Below are 17,295 nucleotides of genomic sequence, written 5' to 3'. Positions count from 1 at the left end.
CATAGTGCCGCTGTCCTGACACTGGCATCTCGACACTGGCGCCCCGGGGCGCGACTATGCCGGAAAATGGAAAAGATCGGAACATGGCCGCAACGACGCCCCCTTCCCTCCCCGGGCCTCCGCCCCGCCCCGAGCCGTCATTTGCTGCAGAGGCGCGGCACGGATATCGTCGCCCGCTGATCACTGATATTTCGGCAGCGCGCTGGCTCTTGCTCGCGATCCTCGCAGCCTCGGTCTATTTCTTCTACGGCTTCATCGTGCCCGTGCTGGCCGCCACCGTGATCGCGGTCGCAAGCTGGCCCCTGCGCGAACGCTCGCTGCCAAAGCTGGGGCGCACCCTGACCGCCACGGCGCTGGTGCTTGTGCTTTTATGCTTTCTGGTGCTGCCGATCCTTGCGGCGCTGTTCTACGCCTTCCATGAATTGCGTGACTGGATCTCCTGGGGGTTCCGCATCAACAGCACCGGCACGCCGCCGCCGCACTGGCTGGTCGAACTGCCGCAGGTCGGCGGCTGGATCGATGAGAAATGGCGCGCGACCATCGGCCATCCCGGCGGCCTTGGGGAATTGGTACAGCTGATTTCGGGCGAGAATATCGGCTCGATCTATCGCGGTGTGCTCAGCGCGGGATCAACCGCCTTCCACCTGTTCCTGAACCTCGTATTCATGCTGATCGCGCTGTTCGTGTTCTATCGTGACGGTGACCGCGTGGTGGAACAGATCGACCGCGTCGGCGCCCGCATCCTGCCCGAGCGCTGGAATCGCCTGTCGCGCATCGCGCCCGCGACCATCTCGGCCACAGTGACCGGCATGACACTGATCGCAATTGGCGAAGGCGTGGTGCTGGGCGTCGCCTATTACTTCGCCGGCCTGCCCTCGCCCGTAACCTTCGCCGTCATCACCGCCGTCATGGCGCTGATCCCCGGCGGCGCGCCTTTGTCCTTCACGCTGGCCTCGCTGTATCTGGTCGCCTCGGGGTCGCCCTGGGCCGGGGTCGCGCTGTTCACCTGGGGCACGGTCGAGCTGTTCATCGTCGACAAGACCATCCGCCCGATGCTGGTCGGTGGCCCGGTGCGGCTGCCCTTCCTGCCGACCTTTTTCGGGCTGATCGGCGGGGTAAAGACCATGGGCATTGTCGGGCTTTTTGTCGGTCCGGTGCTGATGGCGCTTCTGATGTCGATCTGGCGGGAATGGCAGCGCGAGATCCGGGAAGACGAGGCGCGCCGCCAGCCGCACACGAATGTCCTGCCACCGCTGGTACCGCCGCCGGTCACAACCGCTGACGGGTAGCACCCCTGCGGACTGCCCGATTGGCGGGCAGCAATTGCCCCGATTTGCGCCAATTGCGCGAAGAGATGGCAAAACCCCCTTGTCCGACCCGGATTTGCCCTGAACTCTGGGGTTCCGGGCCGGGGTGGAACATCTTGCCGGTCGCCAACAGGAAGTTCCGATGTCGATCACGGCCGCAATCCATCACCTGACCCATTATATCTATGACCAGCCGGTCATGCTTGGCCCCCAGGTGATCCGGCTGCGACCGGCGCCGCATTCGCGCACCCGGGTGATCAGCCACAATCTCAGGGTCAGCCCGGGCGGCCATTTCGTAAACCACCAGCAAGACCCTTACGGCAACTGGCTGGCGCGTTTCGTCTTTCCTGAACCGGTGCGCGAGCTGAAGATCGAGGTCGATCTGGTCGCCGACATGACCGTCTATAACCCGTTTGACTTCTTCGTCGAGGAAAGCGCCGAGACCTTCCCATTCACCTATCCCGACGATCTGATCCAGGACCTGTCGATCTATCGCCAGGTGGAGCCACATGGCCCCGAATTCGACGCCCTGCTTGCCTCGATCAGTCGCGCGCCGCAGCGCACCGTTGATTTCATCGTCGGGCTGAATGCGCGGATCTCGTCAGAGGTGAATTACCTGATCCGGATGGAGCCGGGCGTCCAGACGCCGGCGCAGACGCTGCAACTTGGCTCAGGTTCCTGCCGCGACAGCTCCTGGCTGCTGGTCAACCTTTTGCGGCATCTGGGGTTCGCTGCGCGCTTTGTCTCGGGCTATCTGATCCAGCTGAAACCGGATCTGAAGGCGCTCGACGGCCCGTCGGGGACCGAAGTCGATTTCACCGATCTTCACGCCTGGGCCGAGGTCTATCTGCCCGGCGCCGGCTGGATCGGGCTTGACCCGACCTCGGGTCTTCTGACCGGCGAAAGCCATATTCCGCTCTCCGCAACGCCGCATTATCGGAATGCCGCCCCGATCACCGGCGGTTTTACGGGGCAGGCCAATGTCGGTTTCGATTTCGACATGCGCGTGACCCGCATTTCTGAGCATCCGCGCATCACCAAACCGTTTTCCGATGCGGCATGGGAGGAGTTGACCGCCCTTGGCGCCCGCGTTGATCAGGCGCTGGCGGCCGGAGATGTGCGCCTCACCATGGGCGGCGAGCCGACTTTCGTCTCCATCGATGATTTCGAAAGCCCGGAATGGAATTCCGAAGCCGTCGGCCCCCAAAAACGCGCACTTGCCGATCAGATGGTGCGCCGGTTGCGCGAACGTTTCGCGCCGGGCGGCTTTCTGCATTACGGCCAGGGCAAATGGTATCCGGGCGAAACGCTGCCGCGCTGGACCTTTTCGCTTTACTGGCGCCGGGACGGCCATCCGGTCTGGCAAGATGCCAGCCTGATCGCCCCCGAAGGCGAGGATCAGGGCGCGACGCCCGAACAGGCGGCGGCGCTGCTGTCGGAAATCGCGCTACAGCTTGATCTGCCGCAGGATTTCATTCTGCCCGCCTATGAAGACCCCGCCGAATGGCTGGTGAAAGAGGCGATGCTTCCCGAGAACGTCACCCCGGAAAACCCCGAGCTGAAAGACCCCGAGGCGCGGCATCGCATCTCGCAGGTCTTCGCGCGCGGGTTGACGGAGCCTGTCGGCTATGTTTTGCCGGTGCAGCCCTGGCAGGGGCGCGAAAGCAGTCGCAAATGGATGTCTGAATTGTGGTCCATGCGCCGGGGCAAGGTCTTTCTGACCCCTGGCGACAGCCCGGTTGGCTACCGTCTGCCGCTCGGCAGCCTGAAGCATCTCTCCGCCGCGGAATACCCCTGGCTGAACCCCGCCGATCCGACCGAACCACGCCCCGACCTGCCGAAATCTGACGCCCATCCCCAGCCCCGCGCCAGCTTTACCGCCGCGACCGAAGGCCAGCAGATCACCGAACAGATCGCCGGTTCCGACCTTGGCGGTGCCGTCCGCACCGCCCTGTCTATCGAGCCGCGCGAGGGGCGGCTTTCGGTCTTCATGCCCCCTGTTGTGCGGCTTGAGGATTACCTCGACCTGCTGGCGGCAACCGAGGCTGCGGCGGCCAAACTCGGGCTCAGGGTCCATATCGAAGGCTATCAGCCACCGCATGACCCAAGGATGAACGTGATCCGCGTCGCCCCCGATCCGGGTGTGATCGAGGTGAATATCCACCCGGCCACCTCATGGGAAGACTGCGTCGCGATCACCAATGGCGTTTACGAGGATGCCCGCCAAAGCCGGCTTTGCGCCGAGAAATTCATGATCGACGGCAAACATACCGGCACCGGGGGTGGCAACCATGTCGTGGTCGGCGGCGCCACGACGCTCGACAGCCCCTTCCTGCGCCGCCCTGACCTGCTGCGCTCGCTGATCCTGCACTGGAACCGGCACCCGTCGCTGTCCTACCTGTTCTCGGGGCTCTTCATCGGCCCGACCTCCCAGGCGCCCCGGATCGACGAGGCGCGCCATGACGCGCTTTACGAGATGGAAATCGCGCTGTCGCAGATCCCCGCGCCTTCCGAACGTGAAGCGCCGCTGCCCTGGCTGACCGACCGGTTGCTGAGAAACATGCTTACTGATGTCACCGGCAATACCCACCGCGCCGAGATCTGCATCGACAAGCTCTATTCCCCCGATGGTCCGACCGGCCGGCTGGGCCTTGTCGAATTCCGGGGCTTCGAGATGCCGCCGGATGCGCGGATGTCGCTGGCCCAGCAACTTCTGATCCGCGCCCTGATCGCGCGGTTCTGGAACGCTCCGGCCTCCGGCCCCCTGACCCGCTGGGGCACCAGCCTGCATGACCGTTTCATGCTGCCGCATTTCGTCTGGCAGGATTTCCGCGATGTGCTGGCCGATCTGCGCACCCATGGTTTTGATCTGAAAGAGGAATGGTTCAGCGCGCAGGCAGAGTTCCGTTTCCCCTTCTGCGGCGAGGTGGATTATGAGGGCAGCCATATCGAGATCCGCCAGGCGCTGGAGCCCTGGCATGTGCTGGGCGAGACCGGCGCCATTGGCGGCACGGCGCGTTATACCGACAGTTCGACCGAACGGCTCCAGGTGAAACTGACCACGGCGGACCCGTCCCGCTACGCCATGACCTGCAACGGGCGCGAACTGCCCCTGACCGCTACCCGAAGCGGCGAGGCGGTGGCGGGCGTCCGGTTCAAAGCCTGGGAGCCGGCACTGGCCATCCATCCGCGTCTGAAACCCCAGGCGCCTTTGTCCTTTGACCTCTATGACCGCTGGTCGGGGCGCAGTCTTGGCGGCTGCACCTGGCATGTCGCGCATCCGGGCGGGCGGAATTACGACACCTTCCCGGTCAACGGCAACGAGGCCGAGGCGCGCCGCCTCGCGCGCTTTCAGCCCTCGGGCGGGACCGGCGGTCTCTGGCGGCCTGAGGCTGAAATCCGCCACCCGGAATTTCCGCTCACCCTTGACCTGAGGCGCCCCATCGGCATCTGATCCTGGCCATGACTGGTGATGTTTCTTCCTCCGGTGATCCCCTCGCCCGGCATGATTTCGGTCTTGCCGGATACCAGCCGCTGCCCGGCGTCCCGGATGAGCTGATCGGGCCGGATGGCCAGGTCCGCCCGCTCTGGCAGCCGATGCTGGACCATCTGGCGGCGCTTTCCCCCACCGATCTGACCCGTGCCACCGACCGCGCCGACCTCTATCTGCGCGATTCCGGGGTGATCTACCGTCAGTATGACACTTCTGCCGGTACGGCCTCGGTCGAGCGCCCCTGGCCGCTGAGCCATCTGCCGGTGCTGATAGACGAGGCCGACTGGACCCGGCTTTCCGCCGCGCTGATCCAGCGGGCGGATCTGCTGGAACTGGTGATGGCGGATTTTTATGGGCCGAACCGGATGGTCGCAGAGGCGCATCTGCCGGCGGAACTGCTGGCCGGTAACCCGGCCTGGGCGCGCCCGATGGTGGGTATCCGCCCGCGTTCGGGCCATTTCCTGCATTTCGTCGCCTTTGAGATCGGGCGCGGCCCCGATGGCCAATGGTGGGTGCTCGCCGACCGGACCGAGGCGCCTTCGGGCGCGGGTTATGCGCTTGAGACCCGGGTCGCCACCACCCGCGCCTTTGGCCCGCAGCTTTTTGGTCCGCAGCTGCACCGGCTTGCGGGGTTCTTCCGCGAATTTCGCGACCACCTCCTGTCGATGCGGGCGGATCCTGCCGCCCGGGTGGCGATCCTGACGCCTGGCCCCTGGAACGAGACCTGGTATGAACAGGCCTGGCTTGCACGATATCTTGGGATCAGCCTTGTTCAGGGCGAGGATCTCACGGTCGAAAACGGCCGGCTGATGCTGCGCACTGTCTCGGGCCTCAAGCCGCTGGATGTGCTGTGGCGCAGGCTGGACGGGTCATTTTCCGACCCCCTGGAACTGGACCCCGCCTCGCGGCTCGGCACGCCCGGCCTCGTCTCGGCGCTGCGCCGGGGCGGGCTTTCGATGGTCAACCCGCCCGGCTCGGGTGTGCTGGAAACGCGGGCGATGATGGCCTTCCTGCCGCGCCTCGCGCCGGTCCTGACCGGGGAAGAGCTGCTGCTGCCGAATATCGCCACCTGGTGGTGCGGCGATGCGGCGGCCCGCGCGGCGGTGATGGCAGCGGCAGATCGCATGATCCTTTCTCCCGCGCTTGGCACCGGCCTGCCCTATGACCGGATGGAGGACCCGCTGGCCGCCGCCAGCCTGACGCCAGACGCGCTGCGCGACCGGCTTGAACGTGACCAGGGCGCGCTGGTGGCGCAGGAGGCCGTGCGGCTTTCAACCACCCCCGCCCTGGTCGATGGCCGGATCACGCCGCGCCCGATGTCGCTCAGGGTCTATCTCGCGCGCACCGCTTCGGGGTGGAAGGTGATGCAGGGCGGTTTCGCCAGGATCGGAGCCACCACCGACCCGGCGGCGCTGGCGATGCAGCGCGGCGGCGGGGCGGCGGATGTCTGGATCATCTCGCCCGACCATGTGGGTGGCGACACCCTGATGAACCACCCCGCGGGGTACAGTAGCACACCCGAACCCGATGAACTGCCAGCCCGCGCCGCCGACAACCTGTTCTGGCTGGGCCGCTATGTCGAACGCAGCGAGGGCATGGTGCGGCTCTTGCGCGCGCGCCATGGCCGCATCGCCGAAAGCGGCACCGGATCACTGCCGCTGCTGGCCGAGACCGATCAGCTACTGGAGTTTGCCGGTCTCGACCCTGCCGATCCGATCCCCAACGGGCTTTTGGACACGATCGGGCGTGCAGTCACCTCGGCGGCGCAGCTGCGCGACCGGTTCTCGACCGATGGCTGGGCGGCGCTGACAGATCTCGACAAATCGGCGCGGCGCCTGGCGCAGCAGGTCACCCCGGGAGATGACGCGGCCCAGGCGCTTTCGGCACTATTGCGCAAGCTCGCGGGCTTTTCGGGCCTGGTGCATGAGAATATGTACCGCCTGATCGGCTGGCGGTTTCTGACGCTGGGACGGATGCAGGAACGCGCCCGAAATATGGCGGGCTGGCTGGCGGCGCTGACCGATCCCGAAGCCGATCCCGGTGGCCTCGACCTGTGTATCGAGCTGGGCGATTCCGTCATGATCCATCGGCGCCGCTATTCCATGAGCTCGGCGCGCGGGCCCGTGATCGGGCTTCTGGCGCTGGACCCGCTGAACCCGCGCGCGATCCGCAACCAGGTTGATGGCATGATGGATCTGGTCCGGATGCTTCCCGAGGCCCTCGTCGAAAACCGGCTGAGCGCCCCGGCGCGCGCATTGCTGCGGTTGCAGACCGACCTCGCCACCGCCACGCCGGACACCCTCGACAGTGCAGCGCTCTATTCCGTGCAGACGCGGCTTGGCGAGGTTTCAGACCTGATCTCGGAGCGCTATTTCCGATGAGCCTCTATAACCTGCGCCTGCAGATCAGCTATGAATTCGACCGGCCCAGCGGCGCCGGGCGGCAGCATTTCCGCATCCTTCCCGCCACACTGCCCGGGCGCCAGCGCCTGCTGGGATCCCTGGTGACGCTGGAGCCGGAACCGGGCGAGCTGAGCTTTTTCACCGATTTTTTCGGCACTTCCGTCGTTGAGGCAGCGATCCCCGCCGGGCTGACGCGGCTTGAGCTGCGCCTTGAAGCCCGGGTCGAGCGGCTTGCAGAGGCCGGGGGGCTCGACCTCTCGATGCCGGTGTGCCGGCTTGGCCCCGAGATCGCGCAATGTCGCAGCCTCGGGCCGACATCGCCGCTGCATTACCACCTGCCCTCGCGCCGTATCCCAGAGGTGAACGCTATCAGCGACTTTGCGGAAGGTGCGCTGAGGCCGGGCGACAGCGTGGCAGTGGTGACCGAACGGCTTGGCCTCATGCTCCATGACCATATGAGATTCGAAACCGGCGCCACCGATGTCGACACGCCCCCGGCCGAGGCCTTTGCCGCGCGCCACGGCGTCTGTCAGGATTTCGCGCAGATCATGGTGGGCGGTCTCAGGAGCCTCGGCATTCCGGCGACCTATGTGGCGGGCTATCTGCGCACCCTGCCGCCGCCCGGGCGCAAGCGCCTTGTCGGTGCCGATGCGATGCATGCCTGGGTCCGGGCCTGGGGCGGCAGCCAGCGCGGCTGGATCGACTATGACCCGACCAATGCCTGTTTCACCGGCGCGGACCATATAGAAGTCGGCATGGGCCGCGACTATGGTGATGTGGCGCCGGTGACAGGGATGCTGCGGCTTGACGGCCAGCAGGAGGGCCGCCATTCGGTGGATATTACCGAGGCCGGGGAGGGCTGAGATGACACAAAGCGAATTGCCGGTTGCGGTGATCACCGGCGCCGGATCAGGGATCGGGCGCGCCGTGGCGCAGGCACTGATCGCGGCGGGCTATCGCTGCGCGCTGATCGGTCGGCGCGAAGCGCCCCTTGCAGAAACGGCGGCGCAAAGCGCAGATCCCGACCGCGCATTGATCGTCACCGCCGATCTGAGCCAGTCCGACGCGGTCCGTGAGGCTTTCGCGCAGATCGTCGCGCGTTTTGGCCGCATCGATTTCCTCTTCAACAATGCCGGCGCCTTTGGCGGCCAGGCGCGGGTCGAGGATACCACGCCGGACTCCTGGGATGCGGTGATTGCGATCAACCTGAACGGCGCCTTCTACTGCGCCCGCGAGGCCTGGCGGCAGATGCTGGAGCAAGAGCCCAAAGGCGGGCGCATCCTGAACAATGGCTCGATCTCGGCCTATGTGCCGCGGCCGCAGACGATCTCTTACGTGGCATCGAAACATGCGGTGACCGGGCTGACAAAGGCCCTCGCGCTCGAGGGGCGCGACCATGGCATCGCGGTCGGCCAGATCGATATCGGCAATGCCGCAACGCCAATGACCGCAGAAATGCCGAAGGGCATGCTCCAGGCCGATGGCAGCATCCGGCCCGAGCCGGTGATGGATGTCGCCCATGTCGCCGGGGCCATCGTGATGATCGCGCGCCAGCCGCTGACGGTGAACACGCTTTTCACGACGATCATGGCCACCGCGATGCCCTATGTCGGGCGCGGCTGACCCACGCGGCTGATCCTTGCCGATCTGCACAGGGCCTCCGGCACCCGAGCCTTTGCGCCCGGGCCGGAATGCGCAACACTGAATGCATGGATCAACAGAAGGAAGCCTTCAAATGTCCAAGCTGGAAGTCGCCGTCCTGGTCGGAAGCCTGCGCGCCGGGTCTTACAATCTCTCGGTCGCCAAAGGGCTGCAAGCCATCGCCCCCGGGGGCATGACCCTCGAGATCATCCCGATCGGGGATCTGCCCTTTTACAACCAGGATCTGGACGAGGGCACCCCACCCGCCGCCTGGACCGCGTTCCGCAAGGCGATTGCGGCGAAACAGGCGGTGATCTTTGTCACGCCGGAATATAACCGCTCGGTGCCGGCGGCGCTGAAAAACGCGCTGGATGTCGGCTCGCGCCCCTATGGGCACAGTGTCTGGGGCGGCAAGCCGGCGGCGGTGATCTCGGCTTCGATGGGTGCGATTTCGGGCTTTGCGGCCAATCACCATCTGCGCCAGTCGCTGGTCTTCCTCGATATGCCAACGCTGCAACAGCCAGAGGCCTATCTCGCCCAGGTGCAGAACATGCTCGACGACAAAGGCGGGCTGAAACCCGATACCGCGAAATTCCTCGGCACCGTGCTGGAGAAATTCGCGACTTTCGCCGCAAAAAATCTCTGAGCCTCCAGGCCGGGCAGTGACAAAAGGCCCCGCCATGCGAACATGGCGGGGCAGTGGCACCCCAGGCGGACCGGGGCGCAGGCGTTCATGTATCTTATTGTAATCGCATCAGTTCGGGCGCGAAGCCGCCGCCGAGGCTGCTCCTGCATCGGCCCCCATCTCGGCCCGGATCTGCTGGCGCAGGATATCGATCGGGATCATTTTCCCGTCGCGTTTGAAATGCCAGTAGGTCCAGCCATTGCAGGACGGCGCGCGTTCATAGGCCGCCCCGACCTGGTGGATCGAGCCCTTGACGTCATTGCCGATCAGCGTGCCATCGGCGCGCACCTTGGCCTTGTAGCGATTGCCGAGCGACCAGAGTTCCTCACCCGGGCGCAGCATGCCGCGCTCCACCACCTGGCCGAAGGGCACACGGGGTTCAGCCCGTTTCGAGCCGGTGATCTCCAGCGCCGAAGCATCATATTTACGCACCCGTGCCAGCCGCTCCAGCGCGGCCTTGCGATAGGCTTCCTCGCGCTCGATCCCGATGAAATCGCGGCCCAGCATCTTGGCGACCGCGCCCGTGGTGCCGGTGCCAAAAAACGGGTCCAGCACAACATCGCCCGGATTGGTCGTCGCCAGCAGCACGCGGTGCAACAGCGCCTCGGGTTTTTGCGTCGGATGCGCCTTGTCGCCATGCTCGTCCTTCAGACGCTCATGCCCGGTGCAGATCGGAATCACCCAGTCTGACCGCATCTGGATGCCTTCGTTCAATGCCTTCAAGGCCTCGTAATTGAAGGTATATTTCGCCTTTTCGTCTTTCGAGGCCCAGATCAGCGTCTCATGCGCATTGGTCAGCCGCTTGCCTTTGAAATTCGGCATCGGGTTCGATTTGCGCCAGACCACGTCGTTCAGAATCCAGTAGCCCTGGTTCTGCAGCTCGGCGCCCAGACGGAACACATTGTGATAGGATCCGATCACCCAGATCGCGCCATTGGGCTTCAACAGCCGCTTTGCAGCCGCCAGCCAGCGCCGGGTGAACTCGTCATAGGAAGCGAAAGAGGCGAACTGATCCCAGTGATCATCCACCGCATCGACCTTGGAATTATCCGGCCGGTGCAAATCGCCCTTCAGCTGAAGGTTGTAGGGCGGGTCCGCAAAAATCAGGTCTACCGAGCCCGCCGGCAGGCTCTCCATGATCTCGATGCAATCACCCGCAAGAATTTCGTTCAGCGGAAGCGCATGCTCCGCCGGTGCTTTTTTCGTCGCCATATTCTGCCTCTGCTCGCGGCAATTCTTGTGTGCCGTCTTGTGGATAAAGATGAGTCAGAACCGATTCGGCGTCAAATTGTTTATTGAATCAAGGGGTTACATAAATCCCTTGATACAAGATGTTGTGGATAGGTTTGAAGGACCGTCTATGCACAGGGGTTACGCCAAAATCCAGGAGCGCCTGGAGATGCGCCTTTGTCGGGTAGCCGGCATTCCGCTCCCAGCCGTAACCCGGAAACTGTTGCGCCAGATCCACCATGATCCGGTCGCGCGCAACCTTGGCGACAATTGATGCGGCGGCAATCGACTGGCAGCGGGCATCGCCCTTGACCAGCGCCCGGGCAGGGATCGTCAGACCGCGCGGCAAAAGGTTGCCATCGATCAGGGCGAAGTCGGGCCCCTGCCCCAGCCCCGCCACCGCCCGTTCCATCGCGAGATGGCTGGCGCGCAGGATATTGATCTCGTCAATCTCTTCGACACTGGCATGCGCGACCGACACGGCCGCATGGGTCAGAAGCCATTCTGAAAGCCGCTCGCGCGCCGCCTGGCTCATCGCCTTGCTGTCCCTGAGCCCTTCAGGGATGTTCCCCGGATCAAGCCGCACCGCCGCCGCCGTGACCGGCCCGGCAATCGGCCCACGCCCGACCTCATCGACTCCCGCGACAAAGGTCGCACCCGCCGCCAGCGCCTCCGTCTCAAAACTGAAATCCGGAACCGTCACCATCGCCGCCCCTGCCCGCTCCTGAAAGCGGCTTTCATCTGTCTCTTAAATATCCCCGCCGGAGGCTCCCGCGGCCGGCACCCCTCTCAGCCTTCAGCCGCGAGGATCCCCCGCAGCCCCGCCCGGTAATCGGGGTATAACAGCTGCACTCCCAGCTCTTCCCGGATCCGGGTATTCCGGACCCGCCGGCATTCCTCATAGAAACTCCGCGCCAGCGGCCCCATCCGCGCCTCTGCAAATTCCACCGCCGGTGGCTCCGGCAGCCCCAGAAGACCGGCAGCAAAGCTCAGCACCTCGGCGGCAGAGGACGGCAGATCGTCGCAGACATTATAGACCCGTCCCGGGCGCGGCGCCGCGATCGAAGCCCCCAGCACCTGTACGATGTCATCGACATGGATACGCGAAAACACCTGGCCCTCTTTCAGGATCCGCCGGGCCGAGCCATTGCGGATCTTCTCGAACGGCCCGCGCCCCGGCCCGTAAATCCCGGCCAGACGAAACACCTGCACCGGCAGCCCGCTCGCCAGCCAGTCGCGCTCGGCCCGGACCCGTTCGCCCGAACGCGCCCGTGCGGGCAGAACCGGCGAGGTCTCATCCACCCAGGCGCCACGCGTGTCGCCGTAAACCCCGGTGGTCGAAAGATACCCCATCCATTCCACCTGCGCCTCGCGAATCCCGGGCCAGGCGTTCAGGAACGGATCGCCCGCCTCGTCAGGGCTGGCGGAATGCAGGATATGCGTGGCGCGCGCCAGCGCCGGTGCAAGATCCGCGCCCCGCGCCGGGTCCCAGACCAGCGGCTCGACGCCCATCGCCTCAAACGCCGTCGCCTTTGCCGCATCCCGGGTGGTGCCGATCACGGTCCAGCCCTCGGCCAAAAGCCCGCGCGCCAGCGCGGCGGCGCAATATCCATGTCCAAGAGAAAGCAGTGTTTTCATGGCCGCGACTATCTCCCTGCACGCGCGCCACTGCAAGCGCCCCGCTCGGCCCCCGCGCCCCGTTACCTGGAGTTCACTTGCCTCAGCGCCCCGCTTTGCGCTTAACTCAGCCAGATGGCCCACCGGATGTCTCTCCGGATCATCCGTCAGGCCGCAGCGATCCAAAGGACAAAACGGACAAGTGTCGATCCTTCTTTTGCCAGACCCGAGCGAAGCGCAAAGCTTCACCGATGCCACCGAAGCCGTTGACCGGCTGAATGTGCTATATGACGAGGCCACCGCCCATCTGATCAGCCAGTTCCGCGAGGCGCTGATCACTGGCCGACCGGCACACCGGATCCGCGCCTATTACCCGGAAATCCGCCTCGTCGTGGACAGTTTCTCGAATGTCGACACCCGCCTGTCCTTTGGCCATGTCGCGCGGCCAGGCACCTATTCCACCACCGTGACCCGCCCCGATCTGTTTCGCAATTATCTGATCCAGCAGATCGGCCTTCTGATCCGCAATCACGGGGTGCCGGTCACCATCGGCCCCTCTGTCACGCCGATCCCGCTGCATTTCGCGGTGGCTGGTCAGCCCGACCTGATCATCCCCCAGGCCGGTGCGCTGGATTTCCCGCTGCGCGATGTGTTTGATGTGCCGGACCTCGCGACCACCAATGACGACATCGTCAACGGAACGCTTGAACATTTCGCCGATGGTTCGATGCCGCTGGCGCCCTTTACCGCGCAGCGCGTCGATTACAGCCTGGCGCGGCTGGCGCATTACACCGCAACCAGCCCGCGGCATTTCCAGAACCATGTTCTGTTCACCAATTACCAGTTCTATGTCGATGAATTCGAGGCCTTCGCCCGCGCAGCCCTGGACGACCCGAATTCCGGCTATTCCAGCTTTGTCGCAACCGGCGATCAGGAGATCACCGCAGGAGATGGCAGGATTCTCCTTCCGTCGAAAATGCCGCAAATGCCGACCTATCACCTGAAACGCCCGGATGGGGACGGCATCACGCTGGTCAATATCGGCGTCGGCCCGTCAAATGCCAAAACCGCCACCGATCATATCGCGGTCCTGCGCCCGCATGCCTGGCTGATGGTCGGCCATTGCGCCGGGCTCAGAAACACCCAGGCGCTTGGCGATTACGTCCTCGCCCATGCCTATCTGCGCGAGGATCATGTGCTGGATGACGACCTGCCGGTCTGGGTGCCGATCCCGGCACTGGCCGAGATCCAGATCGCACTGGAAGACGCGGTCGAAGAGGTCACCCGGCTGGAAGGCTATGAGCTCAAGCGCATCATGCGCACCGGCACTGTCGCCACCATCGACAACCGCAACTGGGAATTGCGCGATCAGTCCGGCCCGGTGCGGCGGCTGTCGCAGTCGCGCGCGGTGGGGCTGGATATGGAATCGGCCACCATCGCGGCCAACGGGTTCCGCTTCCGTGTGCCTTACGGAACGCTGCTTTGCGTTTCCGACAAACCGCTGCATGGCGAGCTGAAGCTTCCCGGCATGGCGACCGAATTCTACCAGGCCCAGGTCGGGCGGCACCTGCAGATCGGCATCCGCGCGATGGAGCTGCTGCGCGAAACCCCGTTGGAACGCATCCATTCGCGCAAATTGCGCAGCTTTGAGGAAACCGCATTCCTGTGAGACATAGGGAATTCCGGTGAAAACCGCTGATTTCCAGCCCCGGCTGCGTTCTGGGGCTTGATTTCGCCCCGCTTTCCAGGTGACTGAGCGACAGCCCTGAAAAGGGGGTCCCGAAGCCGCAATTGCAGGCCCGGGATCAGAAGGACACGCCGAACGAGAACAGGAGACACCAATGTCCAAGCCGATGACCAAGACCCAGCTTGTGGCTGCCCTTGCCGAAGCAATGGGCGCCGACAAGAAAACCGCTTCGGCCGCACTGGATGCGATTGCTGATGTGGTGGCAAAGGAAGTCACTGCAGGTGGTGCGGTCACCCTGCCGGGCCTCGGCAAAGTGGCCTGCAAAGAGCGCCCCGAGCGTCAGGTCCGCAACCCGGCCACCGGTGAAACCATGACCAAACCGGCCGACAAGCAGGTGAAATTCACCATCGCCAAAGCTCTTAAAGACCTGGTCAACGGCTGATCTTCGGATCAGGCCAGAAGACCGGTTGTAAGACGGATGGGGTCGCCCGGGATCAGCCCGGGACGGCCCTTTTCTTTTGCGCTCCGCCATCCGGGAGGCGATACTGCGATAAGGCGCGGAGGCGGCAATGACAGATCTTTTCGGTGATGCAGACCTCCCGCAACGGGGTCGCGAAGACCTGGCCCCCGGTGCGGTGCTGCTCAGGGGCTATGCAGGCCCGGAGGCCGATGCGCTGACCGATGGGATCGCGGCGGTCGCCGCCATCTCGCCCTTTCGCCATATGGTCACGCGTGGCGGCTTTGCCATGTCGGTTGCGATGACGAATTGCGGCAGCGGCGGCTGGGTCAGCGACCGGCGCGGCTATCGCTATCAGGCGCTTGATCCCGAAACCGGCGCGCCCTGGCCCGCAATGCCTGCCCCCTTCCGCGCCCTCGCGCAGGATGCCGCCGCAGAGGCCGGCTATCCCGGCTTTGCCCCGGATGTCTGCCTGATCAACCGGTACCAGCCCGGCGCAAAAATGGCGCTGCACCAGGATCAGGATGAAGCCGATTTCTCGCAGCCCATCGTCTCGGTCTCGCTGGGCCTCGCCGCGATCTTCCGCTTCGGCGGGCTGAACCGCAGCGACCCGGCGCGGAAGGTCCCGCTTTTGCATGGGGATGTCGTGGTCTGGGGTGGCCCCTCGCGGCTTTACTTCCACGGGATCGATTCGCTGAAACCGGGCACACACCCGGTTTGCGGTGATGTGCGGCTGAACCTCACCTTCCGCCGCAGCTGACACCGCACGATACAGCCCTGAAATGGCCCTCCTTTATACATTCGGAACCAATGCAGACGCAGGAATACGTCATGACCCTGTCATTGCGGACAGCCTTTATGTCGGCGGAAATGAAACCGCATTAATCTGCTGAAACCACGCTTACCGGGGGGAACCGCCGCATATATCGCACCGCCGACAGCCCCCTCTGGTTTGGCGTCGATGGCGGCGGCGGACCGGCAGCTGATCCGGCGGCGCACCGCCAACAGATCTGAACGCGCGGTGCCGTTCTGCGCCAGCGGGATCCCCTCGCCGAGGTCAAATAACGGACGGAGATCACGCAAGGGCACAGCCATCGTGCGGTCAGCCCCGTTCCTGACTGCGGGGCACAGCTCACCCCCATGCCATCCGCCCCCTGCGCAGAATGGCGGACGGTGCCACTCCCCAGGCGCGTCGGCCAGCGGGATCGCGAGGTGCGCGTTCAGCGAGGTGCTGTCTTAAAGCAACCTCAGCGCGGTGCTCAGGCAAAGGATTATGACGATCACGCCGGTCACGATCTCGGCCGCCGCAAAGAGGCGCGGGCTGGCGCCGGGCATGGCCAGCGCCAGACCCTGGCGGCTCACCCCCGCAAGGGTCGCCGCAAGCGCAGTGATCAGGAAGGTACCAGCCGCCATCACGATGGTGCCGAGGATCCCCAGCCCGTCGATCCCCAGCCGCCAGGTCAGGATCAGCAGGAACAATGCGCCCGTGCAGGGGCGGAGCGCGATCCCCGCCACCAGCGCCAGCACCTCGCGCCAGCCAGAGGCGGCGGCAACCTGATCGGGGCCGGGCGCATGGGCATGGCCGCAGCCACAGGTCTCGTCATGGGGGTGATGCCTATGGACCTGCGCGGGCTGCAATCGCCGCAGCCCGCGCCGCAACAGCATGGCCCCGAGACCGGCGATTGCCAGCATGGCGAGGGGCTCGATCAAAGCAGCCAGCCCTTCGACCCGGTCGCGCGCCTCGAACATCCAGATCCCGCCATAGACCAGAACAATCGCGACCAGCGCCTGACCAAGCGCTGCAAGCCCGGCAATCCAGACGAGACGTCGCAACGTGGCGCGGCTTGCAAAACCATAGCCGGCGATCAGCGCCTTGCCGTGCCCCGGCCCGAGCGCATGAAAGAACCCGTAAGCAAAACAGAGACCAAGAAACCCTGACACAGCCCCGCTGTCGCCGGTGCGGAGCGCCCGCAACGACTGGCCGAGCGCGTTTTGAAAGTCACGCTGCAAGCCAATCAACCGGCGCGCCAATGCATCATCCAATCCGGTCACGTAAACCGCCATTGCGATCAGCACGACGAGCAGGAGCAGGACCGCTGTGAAGAGACGCCGGGCATTCATGGCTGACCGCATGCCAGCAAGACGGTGTCGGCAAAGGCGCCACCGATTTCGGGATAGCCCCCGGCCTCAAGCTCCGCATCACTCAGCGCGGCCAGCGCCTCTTCATAAAGGACACGGGCGCGGCTGCTGTCGGCAGGCTCGACCCGCGCGGTGCAGTCGGGCCGCCCCTCAATGCCCGGCGTGCCGGTCAGATCGTAAAAGATGTAATAAGACGGGTCATAGGCCTGAAGCCGGATTTCGCCGCCAGCCGGATCGCGCCGCCCGGGCAGGGCACGGATATGGGTCATCCAGATCCGCCCCTCCCTGAGACCCGCCGCCCCGTCCAGCGGGCGCGAAAGCGCGATGGACTGACCGCCCTGGCTCAGCCAGAGATTGCCATCGAACCCTTCGGGCCAGGTACTCGCCATCTCGTTCAGCCTTTTCGCCTCTGCTGCGGTCAGGATGCCGTCGCCATCGGGGTCCATGCCCAGATCACTCAGGATCAGAAGCGAGGTGAGGTCGTCATAGACCCAGGCCACCGACACCGCCGTCAACTGCCCCTGGTCGTCGAACCGGAAGGTGAGGCCGGTATCGACAAATTCATGCGGATGCGCCCGCGCCACATGCGGCAGCGCGAAACAAGTGAGAAGGGAGAGGAGCCGCAGGACCATACCCT

General features: G+C 64.9%; 14 protein-coding genes. 9 read left to right on the top strand and 5 right to left on the bottom strand.

All coding sequences use genetic code 11. The features are described from left to right. The first annotated feature begins 83 nt into the window (after nt 1-83). From BLW25_RS15555 to BLW25_RS15530, 6 genes are all read left to right on the top strand, one after another. The gene (locus tag BLW25_RS15555) at nt 84-1,289 is read left to right on the top strand and encodes an AI-2E family transporter (RefSeq protein ID WP_092902167.1); all 1,206 of its coding nucleotides are present in this window, start codon (nt 84-86) and stop codon (nt 1,287-1,289) included. Nucleotides 1,290-1,449: 160 nt separating this feature from the next. Continuing rightward, nucleotides 1,450-4,761, top strand: coding sequence for a transglutaminase family protein (locus BLW25_RS15550; RefSeq protein ID WP_092900661.1), 3,312 nt, complete (start codon nt 1,450-1,452; stop codon nt 4,759-4,761). A gap of 8 nt (nt 4,762-4,769) precedes the next feature. Next, nucleotides 4,770-7,181: a circularly permuted type 2 ATP-grasp protein gene (locus tag BLW25_RS15545; protein WP_092900658.1), complete on the top strand. Its 2,412-nt coding sequence runs from the start codon at nt 4,770-4,772 to the stop codon at nt 7,179-7,181. Further along, complete coding sequence (locus tag BLW25_RS15540; protein WP_092900655.1) at nt 7,178-8,065, top strand: transglutaminase family protein; 888 nt, start codon at nt 7,178-7,180, stop codon at nt 8,063-8,065. The genes BLW25_RS15545 and BLW25_RS15540 overlap by 4 nt, the downstream gene beginning before the upstream one ends. A gap of 1 nt (nt 8,066) precedes the next feature. Continuing rightward, a complete protein-coding gene (locus BLW25_RS15535; RefSeq protein ID WP_092900652.1) occupies nt 8,067-8,825 on the top strand; it encodes an SDR family oxidoreductase in 759 nt (252 codons plus the stop codon). A 112-nt stretch (nt 8,826-8,937) separates the two neighbouring features. Then, nucleotides 8,938-9,489 carry an NADPH-dependent FMN reductase gene (locus BLW25_RS15530; protein WP_092900649.1) on the top strand — a complete coding sequence of 184 codons (552 nt, stop codon included), beginning with the start codon at nt 8,938-8,940 and terminating at the stop codon, nt 9,487-9,489. Between the two features lie 108 nt (nt 9,490-9,597). On the opposite strand, the gene BLW25_RS15525 is transcribed toward BLW25_RS15530, so the two are convergent. The 3 genes from BLW25_RS15525 to BLW25_RS15515 form a co-directional block, all read right to left on the bottom strand. Further along, entirely contained in the window at nt 9,598-10,740 is a 1,143-nt protein-coding gene (locus BLW25_RS15525; RefSeq protein WP_092900646.1) for a site-specific DNA-methyltransferase, read from the bottom strand. Between the two features lie 88 nt (nt 10,741-10,828). Then, nucleotides 10,829-11,464 carry a ribonuclease HII gene (locus BLW25_RS15520; protein WP_092900643.1) on the bottom strand — a complete coding sequence of 212 codons (636 nt, stop codon included), beginning with the start codon at nt 11,462-11,464 and terminating at the stop codon, nt 10,829-10,831. A gap of 83 nt (nt 11,465-11,547) precedes the next feature. Next, the gene (locus BLW25_RS15515; protein WP_092900640.1) at nt 11,548-12,396 is read right to left on the bottom strand and encodes an SDR family oxidoreductase; all 849 of its coding nucleotides are present in this window, start codon (nt 12,394-12,396) and stop codon (nt 11,548-11,550) included. A 181-nt stretch (nt 12,397-12,577) separates the two neighbouring features. Here BLW25_RS15515 and BLW25_RS15510 point away from each other — a divergent pair, with 181 nt between their 5' ends. The 3 genes from BLW25_RS15510 to alkB all read left to right on the top strand — a co-directional run bounded on the left by BLW25_RS15510 (nt 12,578) and on the right by alkB (nt 15,279). Further along, nucleotides 12,578-14,044 (top strand): AMP nucleosidase, encoded by a 1,467-nt coding sequence (locus BLW25_RS15510; protein ID WP_092900637.1) that lies wholly within the window; start codon nt 12,578-12,580, stop codon nt 14,042-14,044. Nucleotides 14,045-14,216: 172 nt separating this feature from the next. Further along, on the top strand, nt 14,217-14,504 hold the full coding sequence (locus BLW25_RS15505) for an HU family DNA-binding protein (protein WP_092900635.1): 288 nt from the start codon (nt 14,217-14,219) through the stop codon (nt 14,502-14,504). A gap of 127 nt (nt 14,505-14,631) precedes the next feature. Continuing rightward, the gene (alkB, locus tag BLW25_RS15500; protein ID WP_092900632.1) at nt 14,632-15,279 is read left to right on the top strand and encodes a DNA oxidative demethylase AlkB; all 648 of its coding nucleotides are present in this window, start codon (nt 14,632-14,634) and stop codon (nt 15,277-15,279) included. Nucleotides 15,280-15,755: 476 nt separating this feature from the next. On the opposite strand, the gene BLW25_RS15485 is transcribed toward alkB, so the two are convergent. Together BLW25_RS15485 and BLW25_RS15480 are read right to left on the bottom strand one after the other, a co-directional pair. Then, nucleotides 15,756-16,640 carry a nickel/cobalt transporter gene (locus BLW25_RS15485; protein ID WP_171909580.1) on the bottom strand — a complete coding sequence of 295 codons (885 nt, stop codon included), beginning with the start codon at nt 16,638-16,640 and terminating at the stop codon, nt 15,756-15,758. Further along, on the bottom strand, nt 16,637-17,290 hold the full coding sequence (locus BLW25_RS15480; protein WP_092900623.1) for a DUF1007 family protein: 654 nt from the start codon (nt 17,288-17,290) through the stop codon (nt 16,637-16,639). Before BLW25_RS15480 ends, BLW25_RS15485 begins: the two co-directional genes overlap by 4 nt. Nucleotides 17,291-17,295: the final 5 nt, after the last annotated feature.

Source organism: Rhodobacter sp. 24-YEA-8 (assembly GCF_900105075.1).
Taxonomy (GTDB): Bacteria; Pseudomonadota; Alphaproteobacteria; order Rhodobacterales; family Rhodobacteraceae; genus Pseudogemmobacter.
The sequence above is the reverse complement of the archived record's forward strand: the minus strand, read 5'-3'. Positions and strand labels throughout refer to the sequence as shown.